This window comes from Deltaproteobacteria bacterium GWA2_45_12, from assembly GCA_001797365.1.
Classification (GTDB): Bacteria; UBA10199; UBA10199; order UBA10199; family UBA10199; genus UBA10199.
Map to the genome: position 1 here is coordinate 69,194 of MGPH01000011.1, position 14,699 is coordinate 83,892.

Here is a 14,699-nt window from a genome sequence, read left to right on the forward strand (position 1 = left end):
CTCGATCCTTATGATCGCCCTAACGTAGGGACACGGCATGCCGTGCCTCTACACGGGGGCGAATACAAGATTCGCCCCTACATGATTTCAAATCAATGTTTCTCCCGAATATCCCCCCTGGCAAAAATGGAGGCAACATAGTTAAGCACATCGGTGGCACAAATATCGCAATACCCGTAATTCTTGGTTAAGCGGGCCTTGACCACGTCAATTTTTTCCTGGGTATCTTTATCAACCACTGAACTGACAAGGCTTGTCAGTTTAATGGTGTCTTTTTGATCTTCAAAAAGTTTCAATTCGAGTGCTTTGTGCAAACGCTCATTGGTGCGGTAATCAAATTTTTTCCCTTCCAGTGAAAGGGCTCCGATGTAGTTCATAATTTCCCGACGAAAATCGTCCTTTCGCGATTCAGGAATATCGATTTTTTCTTCAATGGCGCGCATCAGGCGTTCATCGGGCTCTTCATCCTGCCCCGTATATTTGTTACGCACCCTTTCTTTTTGGGTATAGGCCTTGATGTTGTCGACATAATTGGAACACAGCCTTGAAATGGCGTCTTCATCGGCTGCAATAGCACGCTGAACCTCGTTTTTAACGATGTCCTCATATTCTTCCTTCACCACCGTCAGCAATTCAATATAGCGTTTCTTCTGTTCATCACTGTTAATCAGCGAATGATGCCTTAACCCTGATTCCAGCTCGTTAATCACCATGAAAGGATTGACACACCCTTCTCCCAATTCACTGACCAGCGCATTTGAAATTTTATCCTGAACATAGCGCGGTGAAATGCCTTCCATTCCCTCACGTTTGGCTTCTTTACGCAGCTCCTTGACATTGTCTTCGGTAAAACCAGGAAGGGTTTTGCCTTGGTATAATTTCAGTTTTTGCATCAGGGTGAGATTGGCTTTTTTGGGTTCTTCCAGACGGGTGAGCACCGCCCACATGGAGGCCATTTCAATGGTGTGAGGGGCAATGTGCTTCCCTTTAATTTTGTCGACACTGTAGTCCTTGTAGTAAATTTTCTGTTCTTCCCCGAGTTTGGTGATGTAGGGCACATCAATTTTAACGGTACGATCCCGAAGGGCTTCCATGTATTCGTTGTTTTGTAGGCGACGGTATTCGGGTTCGTTTGTGTGTCCGATAATCACCTCGTCAATATCGGTTTGTGCAAATTTTTTGGGTTTGATTTTATGTTCCTGGCTGGCCCCCAACAAATCGTACAAAAAGGCCACATCCAGTTTAAGCACTTCAATAAATTCAATGATGCCGCGGTTGGCCACATTGAATTCGCCATCAAAATTGAAAGCACGAGGATCCGATTCTGAACCGTATTCGGCAATCTTCCGATAATTGATATCCCCCGTGAGTTCGGTTGAATCCTGGTTTTTCTCGTCTTTGGGTTGGAATGTTCCAATACCAATTCGATCCTGTTCGGAAAGATGGAGTCTTTTGACTTCAATATGCTTAATAAGCTTATCCCAATCCCCTTCGTAAAGATCAAAAAGGGAGTTATAGATAAAACGGCAGGCAGGGCAAAGCTGGCCTTCGATGACAATTCTTTCATCCAGTCCAAGATGCTTGTTGGCTTCCATCAACAATTTTTTTCGGGCGGCCATAGGAACAAGGCGCAGGGGATCTTCGTGCATGGGGCAGGGAAGACGGTCCGCACTTCCAAAAATGTTTGCCAAACCCTTGTTGTTTTCATCCCCCTTCATCCACGTAAAAGTATAAAGAGCGCCCTCCGGTGTACGCGAATAAGTTTCCAATCCCTTTTTTAAGAGGCGCGCAATCGTCGATTTTGAACTGCCCACCGGTCCGTGCAACAAAAGCACACGCTTTTCCGTCCCATAGTGCTTGGAGGCCGCCTTAAAAACATTCACCAATTTCATCAAATGAATATCCAGACCAAAAATGGCATCACGCCCCTGTTCATAGGGATCTTCAAAAAACTTGAAATGAACGATCTTTTTTTTGTGTTCCTTGTATTCTTCGGTGCCGTGGGAAAGGATCATGTCGTAAACACGCTGGAACGCATTACGTGACACTTTGGGATTTTTTCGGAATATCTCCAGATATTCCTGAAAACTTCCCTTCCAGTTTAGTTCCTTGAAGTTTTTTATTTCGTCAGAATCTTTGATCCATTTGACTAAGTCTTCGGTACCCATCATGGTATCCTCCCCTTTTAAAATTTATTGGATGTTTTAAGGCTCGTGAAGTTATGAAAGAGCTTGTTATTTAAAGGCCTTACCAATCTTTAACCTGCTTTAAGAATTGTAGCAGCTATCCTTAATGGCTGGCAACGTTTAAGTCTTAAAAAAATTATGTGAAATTTGACGCAACAGGCCAAGGCTGTGACGCAAGGAAATTTTTGGATTATTCCTTTTTATTTTCGATAAGTTTTTCTTCTTTAGTGCCCAAAGTATAACGAATGACCGCCTTCACAAGCTTGTTGCGATTGGCTTTCCCCAAAAGGGTTTTGATGTCATTAAACACGCTGGCATCGTTGACAAGCGCCCCGAGTGTGCCCTCGCCCCGATTGATTTTCCCCAAAATTTCACCAAAATCCTTGCTGGCCACATTGAGGTTTTGGGAAAGCTCGTCAACATCATCAACAATTTTTTCCCCTTTGGGGTCATAAATGATTTCATGGACCAGACCTTTCCCCGTTTCTATTTCTTTAAGAATGGAATTGACCCTTACTAAAGTTTCATCCCCTTTTTGAACCACTTTGCCAAAATCAACGGGTTTGAGTGTGGGAATAAATTCTCCTTCCTTAAGCGCCGGCTTTTCTGGATTCCCCATGGTAATAAGAACCACCTTGTCCCCCAACAACCCTTGAGTCACCGTGTTAGCCATTGAATCCTGGCGGATACGGTCCTGATATCTTTTACTGATCATTAATTTTAAAGTGATTTTATTAACAGCTGCGTCAGGATTGACTTCAATATTGGCCACCGAACCCACAATAATGCCGGCCAAAGAAACCTGGGCCCCCGACCTGATGCCGCTAATGTCTTCAAACTGGCAGTAGAGATAATATTGGGGATCAAAAAGTTTTTTTTCTCCCCCCAACATGAACATGATCACCATAAAAAGCAGAAGCCCCATCCCCACAAAGGCCCCTACCTGTAACTGAACCATTTCTCTTGACTGTTTCATTCGCCAATTTCCCCAAGAATAAAATTTTGAACCAAAGAATTTGTGGAATGTTTTACTTCCCCAACCGTCCCAATAAATTCAATTTTTTTATTATGCAACAAAGCCATGCGATTGGAAATCTTAAAAGCAAACTCCATGTCATGGCTTACCACAACCGAGGTCACTTTTAAAACCTCTTGCAAATGGGTGATAAGCTCGCCAATCCGGTTGGTATTGGCAGGGTCCAAACCCGCTGTGGGCTCATCATACAAGACGACCTCGGGATCCGTTGCAATGGCCCGGGCCAATCCCACCCTTTTTTTCATCCCCCCCGACAATTCGGAGGGATACAAATCTTCAATTCCATCCAACCCCACCAATTCCAACTTGATTTTAACAATTTGGGTTATTTTTTCTTCCGGATAATCAAAATGTTCCCTGATCGGATAGGCCACATTTTCATAAACACTTAAGGAATCAAACAGGGCGGCGCCCTGAAACAACATTCCAACCGAAGACCTCATCTTCATGAGTTCTTCGTCCTGCATCTGGGTGACATCTACCCCTTTAAAAAGCACATGCCCGGAATCCGGTTCCATCAAACCCAAAAGAAGTTTTAAGGTAAGACTTTTCCCCGTGCCACTCCCTCCGATAATGGTGAGAGTTTCACCGGGTTTGACTGATAGATTGAGATTTTTCAAAACCTCCTTTTTGCCAAACCTTTTTGAAACATCTTTAAATTCGATCAACGCCATGAATATTTCCCCGTGGCCTTCGTTATTCCTGCAAAATCAAAATAAGGAATTTGGTTAAAAAATAATCCGCAACAAACACGGCCAAAGCCGAAATAACCACGGAGCGTGTTGTTGATTGCCCCACTTCCTGGGTGCCTCGAGTCGTTGACAAACCCTGAAAGCAGGCAATACCCCCAATCAAAAAACCAAAAACAAATGTCTTGAGCAGCCCATTGAAAAAATCATCGAAACCCACTGTCTTTAATACTTGATCCAAATAAAAACTGGGCCCCACCCCTGCCTCAAGAAACGAAACAATCATTCCTCCAAAAATGCCCACAACATCGGCAATAATGGTGAGTAACGGGGTGATAAGGGTGGTCACCAAAATACGGGGCAAGACAAGCTTGATAATCGGGTTTGCCCCCATGGCCTGAATGGCCATCACCTGTTCTGAAACAGCCATCGATCCAAGCTCTGCCGCAATGCCGGACCCCACTCTTGCGGCAATCATGATGGCTGTAAGCACCGGCCCCAACTCACGTACAATGGCAATCCCCACCACCTGGCCGGTGTATAGCTCAATCCCAAATCTTCTTAACCCCACAATGAATTGCAACGCCAGCACCATACCCGTAAAAAGGGCCACAATATTGGTCAGAGCCAGCGACTTGACTCCCAACTGACTCATCTGGTCTAACACCGACCGCCATTCAATCTTTCCCCTTAAGGCCAAGAGGCAGGCCTGGTAGGACAGCATGGCCACTCCACCGATGTAATTCATGTAGACCATCACCGTTTTCCCAATGCCCTGAAAAAAACGGGCGGCCCTTTTTTCAAAAAGGGCCGATGTCTCAGGGATAGAATGTGGGAGTTGATCCATGGTTACCTGTTATCACTTTTTACCGGGTGATTTAAGCGTGTGGAAATTTTTCCAGAATTTTGAGAAATCCACTTTGTCTTTTTCAAAATTTACGGGTTTGGATGTATGAACAAAATCATAGACACAGGAGTCTTTCTTAAGAACAACCGTTTCCAAGGCTAACGAGACCCCATCTAGTTTGGCACTGACACGTGTATAAAGCGCTTCCCGTTGGTCCAAACCGACAATTTTCTGTTCCAAATTTTTAAACTCAGTAAACCCATAGAAAAGCTGGCTGGTTAATGCGGCAAGCGGGGCATCATCAAAAGCCCCATTGCAAAAAACATCCAATGAAATACTTGAGTTTGTCCGTGTATTTTGAAACAGCAGGGCCCGATATTTAAACCTTTGTTTCTGCCAGGGAGTTGGCAAAACACCCACCCTAAACAGGCCGTTTCCCTCTGTGTGAACCAAACCATTGTTGTAGCGGGCAATACTTCCCAAGGAGTCCACTTTTCCAAAACAGGCAGGCAGCAAGAAAAAAACAAAAAAGCACTTTACCAACCTCCGCAAAATCGTCAGCATAGGTTTTAAAGGATAACTGAAACAGACCATGCCCGACAATAAGATAATTGTGGAATCCCGAAGGCTTATATTGGCCTCGGCTTCGCCCCGCCGCAGCCAGCTTTTGGCAGAGGCTGGTTTCACCTTTGAAATCATCCCTTCAACCATAGATGAAAAATGGGACCCAAAGCTTTCACCAGAAGAGAATGTGAAGAAAATCGCGCTGGAGAAGGCAACGGATGTGGCAAGAAAAACCCCTCGACCCTTCGATCACCGCGTAGCGGTGGTCGAACCATCTACCCTTATCTTAGCTGCCGACACCATCGTCGTTTTGGGAACTCGCATCCTCGAGAAACCCAGAGACAAAGCTGAAGCCAGCCAGTTTCTCAAACTGCTTTCAGGCCGGACCCACAGCGTTTTAACAGGGTACACAATACTGGAAGGTTCTGGTACAATAGCGGCACATGGCGTGGAAGAATCCAAAGTGAGTTTTAAAATTTTAAATGATGATCAAATAGGAAAATACATTCAAACCGGCGAGCCCATGGACAAGGCTGGGGCGTACGCGGCACAAGGCATCGGCAGCCAATTCATCGAAAAAATTGAAGGGTCTTTAAGTAATGTGATTGGGTTACCGATGGAAGTAGTGGCACCTATTTTGAAAACAGTTATGAGTTATGAGTTATGAGTTATGAGTTATGAGAATATGAAAAAATTCATCAAGATAAAAGAATTCTTACGCAAGCTTTATCAAAAAAAAGGGATTCGGTTTGCCATTTATTCACTGATGATTCTGGGGATTCCCTTTGCCGGGGCCTATGCTCATTTTGTTGAACCCCGCCGCATTAGCATTACCAAACTTAGAATTCCCATCAAAAAACTTCCCAAACCGTTTCATCGGTTCAAGATCATCCAGATTAGCGATCTTCATTTTGGCCCTACCAACAAATCCATTTCATTCCTTGAAAAATGCATCCGCAAAATGAATGAACTAAAACCCGATATTGTGGCCATGACGGGGGATTTTATGCAGTGGGATTCACACCACGCCAAACCCCTGGCCCAGATTCTTTCAAAAATAAAATCCACCTTCGGGCTGTTTGCCATTTTGGGAAACCACGACTATGGCGTGTGCCACAAAGGGCATCCAGCCACAGACCCCGTCAATCACAAGGAAGTCATTGACGCCTTTGAGGCCCATAAAATTCAGGTGTTGCATAATAAAAAAATCATCCTGGAAAAAGATGGCCACAAAATAAATGTGGCGGGGCTGGGAGATTTTTGGACGGAACATTTCAAGCCGGCCGATGTCTTGAAAAAGAAACACGAACAAGATCATCCCACCATTTTACTTTCACATAATCCGGACAGCATTGACGAACTGAAAGATTATTTTTTTGATTTGATGCTTTCAGGCCATGTGCACGGGGGACAAATCAATTTTCCCTTCATCGGCCCGCTGACTGTTCCTGTAAAACACCGGCATTTGCGCCGCGGCTTGCACCATGTGCACAACCGCTGGATTTACACCAACCGCGGCCTGGGCCACATCTTTAAAGCGCGGTTCAATTCCCTCCCTGAAATCACCTGCATGGAATTGGTGGAGAGTACGGGCTAAAACCTTATGAGAGCTAACCACAGTGCGGAGACGGACAAAGGCTCTCACAATTTCAGTACTTAGCTTAATGGCTCGTGGGCTCCGAAGAACCGCTGATAACATCGCGATACCTTGTTCGGTAAAAGCGTAAGGATGAGCGCGACGCAAACCTCCCCAACTTGAAGTCACAATCTGTGACTTCAAGATTTCAAACTCTTCATTAGTAAGTTGAAACATAAAGTCGGAAGGGAATCGTTCAATATTCCGTTTAACAGCTTGTACGAGTACTTTTGGCTCTACCTGATAGAGATCCGCCAAATGCACACTCAACATAACTTTTTGTCCCCGAATGAGATAAATATGACTTTCAATTCGCTCGGATGGAATAACTTGGTTCATGAACTTATTCTATGCAATTGTAAGGCCATTTTTTAGACTTGAATTTTAAGGAGAAAAATAGAGTGCTTTAAAAAAACCGTCCAATTTTCGGACTATGCACGACCGAAATTCAGATGGTGGATGTGAACTTTTGAGAAACCTAATTATTTAAGGAATCGGCCCACCCCAAATGAGGGTACCCGCTCTTAATCTTTCATTCATACGCTCTGTCGCTTGTCCCATGCGGGCCAAGTAGGGAGCTTCTCCTGCTTCAAAGATTCTATGTTCTTCGAGGAAAAGCGAAAAGCGAGCCCGTTCCCACAAGGGAACAAAACCTTCGTTTTCAACCTCATTCAAATTGCAAGACAAGCCCATACCCCTTACATAGCGGGCATACCTTAGACTCCAACATGATTTCCATTCTTCGCTGAAGGGTGGAAATTATCGGGGGAGGGGCTCTAGCCCCTCCCCCACCTCCTTTAAGAAAGGGAAAAATGAATCGCAGAATATCTACTTATCATCCAGCTTGTTTATGTTAATAAAATCAACCGGTTAAGGTAATTATTTTAAAGCCTTTTTTAAGGCAACTTTTAGGGGGTTTATGCCGAAAATACTTAACGTGAATTTAGGTGATACCATTAATATCTTCCAATATTTGGATTATCGACTCTTTCTAAAAGATTGGTTTGATTTGATTAAAAAGAAAAGGCCCCATTTTTCTTACCGCAGCTTTTCAAGGCTGGCTGGTTTTCGTTCCCCCGGCATGCTTCAACGGGTTATCGATGGGGAACGAAATCTGGCCGATGAAAGTGTGACTAAATGCATTGGCGCCCTAAAGCTTAATTTTCAGGAGGCCGATTATTTTAAAAACCTGGTCAACTATTCCAGGGCTGAAAACAGCGAGGAGAAAAATTTCCATTATCAAAAACTTCTTCTTTCCCAAAAATACAATCTTCTCAAACCCGTCAAAGAGTCAAAATACAGTTTTTATTCGGCATGGTACCATCCCATTGTGCGGGAATTAGTCATCGCCAAGGATTTTGATGGAACCCCTGCCTGGATTGCCAAACGCATCAAACCCAACATCAGTGTGGCCGATGTTGAAAACTCACTTCACATTCTGGAGCGTTTGGGCTTTATTGCCAAAATCGGCAAGAACAAGTGGAAACAAACCTTTCCACTCACAACAACGGGCTCGGATGTCCAATCGCTTCTCATTCATGAATATCATCGCAACCTCTTGCTGATTACCCGGGAAGTGATGTCTAAAATTGATCTTGAAAAAAGGGATATCAGTACACTTGTTTTGGGAATTCAAAAAAGTGAGGTTTCCAAACTCAAGGAAAAAATCCGCGAGTTTAGGAAAGAAATATTAAAACTGGTGGCCAATGAAGCCCCCACCGAAGAAGTATATTTGATGAATATCCAACTTCTTCCAGTGACGTAGGGAAAAATTTGATGGTTTGACCAAGGCTCATCTCCATGTAAGGGCAATTCATGAATTGCCCTTACAAAAAGGACATACTTAAGCCAGGTCGAAGGTACCTTTTATGAAAACAATTTTAAATATACTCAATGTGTTTTTCTTCCTGTTCATCCTTGCCTCGTGCGGTGGAGGAGGCGGCAGCAAATCAAGGGCCAATTTTGGCGGCTCTGAAATCGGGAACGCCCTTGTCATCGGCCATGTTGCTGGCAATGATTGTGAAGTCGAAACCATCTTTGTCTGGGATGAAGTGGATCTTTTGGCTTTTAGCCCCGATGATAACTGCAACTTCAGCTTGGATGTCCCCGCAAACAAGGTTTATACGCTTGTCTTTAAATTTAAGGATGGAAGTGAATCTCCTTTACGTGTTCAAAATGACCAGAACATGCCCCAAACCTATTCCTTCTTTGTGGGAGATGAAGGCATTAGCATCAATTTGGGTGAAGTTGCCCGCGAAAATCAGGGGGGGCCCCAAGCCTTGATCATGCAATTCCTAGGTGGTGGTGTCGATCTTATCCCTGAAAACCAGCCGGCCAAACAAACCGATATTGACAAAGATGGAACTGTTGACTTCTTTGATGCCGATGATGACGGCGATGGTCTTGAGGACAAGTCTGACAACTGCCCCTTCGTTTCAAACGCCGATCAAAAAGATTCTGATCATGATGGTCAGGGGGATGTTTGTGACAACAATCTGGATTTTTCTGAATGTGAGGTTGAAAACCCGCCCACCCATCAGGTCTGCGACCCAGACACCAACAAGTGCCTTGATTTTTGCGACTTGAAATATTTGTAAAAAAATAAAAAACAACTTTGGCAGGATTAAAACCGATAAATCCCCTGTAAGGGGACATGAGGGACATTCAGAAATAATGCCATGCGTCAAAATAAAACTTTAATCCTTCATAGCTTTTTAATCTTGTTTCTCGTTTTTCCTTTCCTTGCTTCATCGCAAACTCATCACCCTCATCCTCAAGAAAGAAAAACCATTTCGGATTCACGAAAAGATTCTGCACGACACAAAAAACCTGACAGGGCAAACAAAATCACTCCATCCAAGGAACAAAAATATATTTCAAAACCAGAAAGAAGAGGAAAAGTTCCAAAACCAGGAAAAACCTTCACTCCCAAACCCGACAAACCACACAAACCAAGATATCGTCCGGTTTGGTATACCCAAATCAAAAACAAACTTCTTGAACTTGCAAGAAAGCGTCATACCCCAAGAATCAAGGGGATAGAAAAAGTTTGGGTATCTCTCCCTTCTCAAGCAGATTTCACATGCCCCGTGGGCCCACCACAAATCGAATTCCAGGAAGGCTACACAACACCCGAGGAACAACAAAGAATCACCTCTTTTTTAACAAGCGCTGAAGATTCATTGCGCCTGATAAACCCCAATATTCTCTGCAATTTCGATGGATGGGTGATTGAAGACATCCGGGCCACACGGGGAATCGCGGGTTATTATGACGGGCATTATGCTTATGTGGACAAAACCCTCCATGCTTGGGCCCATGAATTGAGCCACTACATATCGCATGACACGCCCATGGATCTTCCTGAATATCAGGAGGGAATTCGGGAAAGGGAAGAATGGAGGCAAGAAGCGCTAGCCAGGGGGGACGACCCTGAAATTGTCGATCTTACTGTCGATATCAATACAAACCACTACTTGCTGGGAAAAGATTATCTTTGTTGGATCAACCCGGATAGACCCGAGGACTGCATTGCCATCGTTACTGAGTATTATCGCGACCGACTCAACGAACAGTTTGCAGAAGCTCTTAGCAAGGTCATATCAAATCCTTTGGGAGGAATTCTTAAACATTCTGGTAACGAGTCCACCTGTCAAATGGCTCAATGGTTTGCCCGGATCCTTCTTAATGACCCCGAAAGCAATCTGGTAGCGCCCTTCACTTTTCAAATCGACGCTCCCCATGACCTGTATGTATCTGGAGAAAACGTGAGTGTGGAAGAAGAGAATGCTTCGCAAAAACGCTTTCATCCGCTAAGCCAGGGCGCCTTTGCCTTAACCTCTAGGGAATCCTTGATTATCCACATCCCTCAAGAGGGTCTCCAGCCTTGGAGACAAGTGAGCCTTCCCCTTCCCCAAGATTTCAATTACGGAGCCGAAGCAATCCGAACAACCAGTGACCCAACAACACTCTTCGCCTCCGATTACACGGGAATTTGGGCAGAAACATCTAAAAACTATTGGTACCGCAACGTTGCCGATTATGATGGGGATTGGTTCCTCTTCCATCAAAAGTCAGCAGGAGATGGCGGAAGTTTTTTCCGTCGCCTTCGCGTCAATGCTGCAGAACCAACCTGGCAGGACATCGCCACGGGATCGTTATTTGATGATGAAGGCTTTACGAGTTTCATCGATGGAAGGATCAGCTTTTTAACGCAAGAGGGGTATTGGATTCATTCCGGTGATTTTTCAAACCAGCCCATTGTATCGGAAAACAATCTCATCCCTTACCCGCAATTTATCCGGGAACAGATTCAAAACTCAAAAAAAATGGAGATCGTCCATGCAGAAGGCAGGAACAGAACTTATTTATGGATCGACGGCATTCCCAATTACCCACGGGGCTTCATTTCGCGCTTATTTGAAATGAGCATTAACAATGAGAATCATATCTATTTCAGACAAGTCTTTGAAATTCCCACGACACACACGACATCCCGGCCTTTTTTATATGATGATGATTGGCATGTCTTTGAAATGATCGTGAATGGGCGCCAATATAGTTGGCCCCCTGACGAAGGGAACTATGAGTTCCCGACTTACGACCGGGTTCTTATCAAAATTAATCGTGACGGCTCTTTCACCCCCCATCCCCTGATTTATGATTCACACCTTGACCGGATGAAAGGTATGCTCCATTGCAATCAGTCCAGCCTCCATGTTTCGGGTGGAAGGGTGGTCTGCCAGAGACAATGGGCTGGGCCAAGATCCATCTTTGGGGCCTTGGCGGCGTTTGAATTTGATGAGCCGGTGGGGGATTTTCCCGAAGTGAGTTTACAACCCATTATCGAACTTCAGTCCTCCCAATTGGAGGGTGAGGGGCCAGGATATGTTTATGAATTGCAAGCCCAGATGTATGATCCCTATGAGCGGGTGATTCTCAACTCAGAGATCGGGGAAGATGGGGAGATCATCGTTTCTTGGATATTTCCCGATGGGACAATCTTGGAGCAAAGGAGAAATAAAGATCACGCCAATCAACGTTATGATTACGACTTAGGCACCATCCGGCACCGATTTTCAGAGCTAGGGGACAACCCTTTTAGGATCCGCGTTCAAGATGGAAATCGCACCCGGTCTTTTGAAATCCCCTATTTCATCAGCATTTCGGATTTCGACAACCACACGGAAATCCTTGAGGCTTCAGTCCCGCCCACGGTGCGCCAAGGAGAAGCTTTCAACATTGTCTTCAGCGCAGAAAACCGCCTCCGCATACCTCTCCAATTCGTCATTAGATTTGGCGGCAATGGCCAGGAAGTTCTGACGGAACTCATTCCTTATGAAACCTATTCTCGTGGAGTAGAAGTGACTCACACCTATGGCTACGGCATTTTTGTGGGAGAAAAAAGTATACGGATACAAACTGAAAACGTGCCCGTAGTTCCCTATGATATGGAAACGGAGTTGGTTTTTGCAAACGCTCCTCCTCAAATCTCACACTTGCGTTTTGTGGGGAATAATCTCGAACCCGGGCAGCCCATCCAGTTCTATGCCGATGTGACCGACCCCAACCAATTGCCTTCCTGGGATCCCAATTATGATGTCACTCCCCCCGATCCCCTTACCTACCAATGGATTTTCAGTGATGGAGTCATCGTTGATAACGTCCAAGAGGCCCAAATCATCCACACCTTCTATGAAGATGGCGGTGAAGGCCCCATGGAGGTAACCCTTGTCGTCACCGATAGCCATGGCGCCGAAGTTCAAGCCAGCCTCGAGGTCACTCCCGCAAACAGGGCTCTTGGAATCAGGGTGGAAGAGATTCCATTTTAACAAATAATCGTGGTAAAAATTTCCTGAACTTGATGCCACCGCCTTAACAAATCAAACAACCGGTCCCGCTTTACGGATTTCTTCTGCCACTCCATCAGCGTATTGCTTGAAATTATCGTGGAACAACTGGGCCAAATGCTTGGCTTTGGCATCATAGGCCGCTTTGTCAGCCCATGTGTTTTTTGGATTTAAAATAGTGGGAGAAGAAATGCCCGGACATTGGCTAGGCACTTCCAACCCGAAGAAGGGATCTTTCTGGAAGGAAACTTCCATAAGCTGCCCACTTAAGGCTGCCTTAATGATGGCGCGGGAATCGGCGATGGACACGCGTTTGCCGACGCCATAAGGGCCGCCGCTCCAACCTGTATTGACCAACCAGCAATTGACTTTGTGCTTGGCAATTTTTTCACCCAATAATTTTGCATAGACTCCCGGATGAAGCGCCATGAAAGGGCCTCCAAAACAGGGGCTAAAGGTGGCCTGGGGTTCTTTAATGCCGCGTTCTGTCCCGGCCACTTTGGCCGTGTATCCTGAAAGAAAATGATACATGGCTTGCGCTGAAGTCAGGCGAGCTACAGGGGGAAGTACGCCAAAGGCATCACAGGTGAGCATGATCACATTTTTAGGGTGCCCGCCGGTTCCACTTTCAACCGTGTTCGGAATGAAACCGATGGGATAAGAAGCCCGTGTATTTTCAGTGAGGGCCTCACTATCAAGATCAATCTTGCGTGTGGCTTGGTCAAAGACAACGTTTTCGAGCACGGTGCCAAAACGCTGCGTGGTCGCATAAATTTCGGGTTCAGCGGATTTTGATAATTTGATCACCTTGGCATAACAACCGCCTTCAAAATTAAACACCCCATTGTCGCTCCATCCATGCTCGTCATCTCCGATCAGATTACGTTCGGGGTCGGCTGACAAGGTTGTTTTCCCTGTGCCGGACAAACCAAAGAACACGGCGGCATCGCCACGAGGGCCAATATTGGCCGAGCAATGCATGGACATCACCCCTTTTTGGGGAAGCAAATAATTCAAAAGAGTGAAAATGGATTTTTTGGTTTCACCCGCATAATTGGTTCCCCCAATCAAAATGATTTTTTTGCCAAAATTGGGAAGGATAAAAGCCTCGGAATTGGTGCCATCAACGGCTGGATCGGCCTTAAAATTGGGAACATTGATGAGAATATATTCCGGCTTGTGATTTTTGAGTTGGTCTTTGTCTTTTATAGGCACAAACATGTTTTGTGCAAAAAGACTGTGCCAGGCAAATTCAGTGATGACACGGATGGGCACACGAAACTGGGGGTCACAACCGGCATAGCAGTCTTGAACAAAAACATCTTTCCCCTGCAGATACTGTAAAACCTTGGCATAAAGGGCATCAAATTGGGCAGGCTCGATGGATTTATTGACCTTCCCCCACCACACTTTGGAGGAGGGTTCTTTAACGATGAATTTGTCGTTGGGGGAACGTCCGGTGTATTTTCCGGTATGAACAATGAAAGGGCCATCAGCAGCAATAAAGCCTTCGTTACGGCACACAGCTTCTTCATAAAGCCTGGGGGCGCTTAAATCCCAGTAAATCTTCCGGGTCCCTTTGATCCCATTATCTTCAAGAGAGAACTTTTTAGCTTGGTCTGTAGACATGATGAAAACTCCTTATGAAATAATTTGAATTTAAAATAACCAACCCCTTTTACATTTAAAAGGGGCCCTTTTAAAATCAGCTAGCATGGCCAAAATCGCTTGAAAAGTGGTTTTTTAGACCTTTTCCAACTCGTTTCTTTACATGCTCCCATTAAAATTACTGGAAAATTAAAGATGGGTTCTATAAACAATGGGACTGATAGTTACAGGGAATAATTTTCATACCAAAAACTTAATAAGCGCCCGCGACTAAGCCCGGGTAC

At 45.0% G+C, this 14,699-nt stretch carries 12 protein-coding genes; 5 read left to right on the forward strand and 7 right to left on the reverse strand.

What is annotated here, in order from left to right:
• Nucleotides 1-92: 92 nt before the first annotated feature.
• From A2048_01135 to A2048_01155, 5 genes are all read right to left on the reverse strand, one after another.
• On the reverse strand, nucleotides 93-2,171 hold the full coding sequence (locus A2048_01135) for a serine protein kinase (protein OGP10398.1): 2,079 nt from the start codon (nucleotides 2,169-2,171) through the stop codon (nucleotides 93-95).
• Nucleotides 2,172-2,376: 205 nt separating this feature from the next.
• Nucleotides 2,377-3,162 (reverse strand): hypothetical protein, encoded by a 786-nt coding sequence (locus A2048_01140; GenBank protein ID OGP10399.1) that lies wholly within the window; start codon nucleotides 3,160-3,162, stop codon nucleotides 2,377-2,379.
• The gene (locus A2048_01145; protein OGP10400.1) at nucleotides 3,159-3,896 is read right to left on the reverse strand and encodes an ABC transporter ATP-binding protein; all 738 of its coding nucleotides are present in this window, start codon (nucleotides 3,894-3,896) and stop codon (nucleotides 3,159-3,161) included. The genes A2048_01140 and A2048_01145 overlap by 4 nt, the downstream gene beginning before the upstream one ends.
• A 22-nt stretch (nucleotides 3,897-3,918) precedes the next feature.
• Nucleotides 3,919-4,668, reverse strand: coding sequence for a hypothetical protein (locus A2048_01150; protein ID OGP10479.1), 750 nt, complete (start codon nucleotides 4,666-4,668; stop codon nucleotides 3,919-3,921).
• Nucleotides 4,669-4,770: 102 nt separating this feature from the next.
• Nucleotides 4,771-5,211, reverse strand: coding sequence for a hypothetical protein (locus A2048_01155; protein OGP10480.1), 441 nt, complete (start codon nucleotides 5,209-5,211; stop codon nucleotides 4,771-4,773).
• A 139-nt stretch (nucleotides 5,212-5,350) separates the two neighbouring features.
• On the opposite strand from A2048_01155, the gene A2048_01160 reads away from it, so the two are divergent.
• Both A2048_01160 and A2048_01165 read left to right on the forward strand, forming a co-directional pair.
• The gene (locus tag A2048_01160; GenBank protein ID OGP10401.1) at nucleotides 5,351-5,989 is read left to right on the forward strand and encodes a septum formation protein Maf; all 639 of its coding nucleotides are present in this window, start codon (nucleotides 5,351-5,353) and stop codon (nucleotides 5,987-5,989) included.
• A gap of 18 nt (nucleotides 5,990-6,007) precedes the next feature.
• Nucleotides 6,008-6,919 carry a hypothetical protein gene (locus A2048_01165; GenBank protein OGP10402.1) on the forward strand — a complete coding sequence of 304 codons (912 nt, stop codon included), beginning with the start codon at nucleotides 6,008-6,010 and terminating at the stop codon, nucleotides 6,917-6,919.
• 525 nt (nucleotides 6,920-7,444) lie between these two features.
• Here the strand turns inward: A2048_01165 and A2048_01170 are convergent.
• A complete protein-coding gene (locus tag A2048_01170; GenBank protein ID OGP10403.1) occupies nucleotides 7,445-7,651 on the reverse strand; it encodes a hypothetical protein in 207 nt (68 codons plus the stop codon).
• Between the two features lie 226 nt (nucleotides 7,652-7,877).
• On the opposite strand from A2048_01170, the gene A2048_01175 reads away from it, so the two are divergent.
• The 3 genes from A2048_01175 to A2048_01185 all read left to right on the forward strand — a co-directional run bounded on the left by A2048_01175 (nucleotide 7,878) and on the right by A2048_01185 (nucleotide 12,789).
• Nucleotides 7,878-8,723: a hypothetical protein gene (locus A2048_01175; protein ID OGP10404.1), complete on the forward strand. Its 846-nt coding sequence runs from the start codon at nucleotides 7,878-7,880 to the stop codon at nucleotides 8,721-8,723.
• Between the two features lie 103 nt (nucleotides 8,724-8,826).
• Entirely contained in the window at nucleotides 8,827-9,555 is a 729-nt protein-coding gene (locus A2048_01180; GenBank protein ID OGP10405.1) for a hypothetical protein, read from the forward strand.
• Between the two features lie 81 nt (nucleotides 9,556-9,636).
• On the forward strand, nucleotides 9,637-12,789 hold the full coding sequence (locus tag A2048_01185; GenBank protein ID OGP10406.1) for a hypothetical protein: 3,153 nt from the start codon (nucleotides 9,637-9,639) through the stop codon (nucleotides 12,787-12,789).
• 51 nt (nucleotides 12,790-12,840) lie between these two features.
• Here A2048_01185 and A2048_01190 read toward each other — a convergent pair whose 3' ends face one another.
• A complete protein-coding gene (locus tag A2048_01190; GenBank protein OGP10407.1) occupies nucleotides 12,841-14,436 on the reverse strand; it encodes a phosphoenolpyruvate carboxykinase (ATP) in 1,596 nt (531 codons plus the stop codon).
• Between the last annotated feature and the right edge of the window lie 263 nt (nucleotides 14,437-14,699).

Excerpts from the sequence above, each read along its gene's own strand:
- A2048_01135 (OGP10398.1), bottom strand. The coding sequence starts at position 2,171 with ATGATGGGTACCGAAGACTTAGTCAAATGGATCAAAGATTCTGACGAA.
- A2048_01140 (OGP10399.1), bottom strand. The coding sequence starts at position 3,162 with ATGAAACAGTCAAGAGAAATGGTTCAGTTACAGGTAGGGGCCTTTGTG.
- A2048_01145 (OGP10400.1), bottom strand. The coding sequence starts at position 3,896 with ATGGCGTTGATCGAATTTAAAGATGTTTCAAAAAGGTTTGGCAAAAAG.
- A2048_01150 (OGP10479.1), bottom strand. The coding sequence starts at position 4,668 with ATGGTCTACATGAATTACATCGGTGGAGTGGCCATGCTGTCCTACCAG.
- A2048_01160 (OGP10401.1), top strand. The coding sequence starts at position 5,351 with ATGCCCGACAATAAGATAATTGTGGAATCCCGAAGGCTTATATTGGCC.
- A2048_01165 (OGP10402.1), top strand. The coding sequence starts at position 6,008 with ATGAAAAAATTCATCAAGATAAAAGAATTCTTACGCAAGCTTTATCAA.
- A2048_01170 (OGP10403.1), bottom strand. The coding sequence starts at position 7,651 with ATGGGCTTGTCTTGCAATTTGAATGAGGTTGAAAACGAAGGTTTTGTT.
- A2048_01175 (OGP10404.1), top strand. The coding sequence starts at position 7,878 with ATGCCGAAAATACTTAACGTGAATTTAGGTGATACCATTAATATCTTC.
- A2048_01180 (OGP10405.1), top strand. The coding sequence starts at position 8,827 with ATGAAAACAATTTTAAATATACTCAATGTGTTTTTCTTCCTGTTCATC.
- A2048_01185 (OGP10406.1), top strand. The coding sequence starts at position 9,637 with ATGCGTCAAAATAAAACTTTAATCCTTCATAGCTTTTTAATCTTGTTT.
- A2048_01190 (OGP10407.1), bottom strand. The coding sequence starts at position 14,436 with ATGTCTACAGACCAAGCTAAAAAGTTCTCTCTTGAAGATAATGGGATC.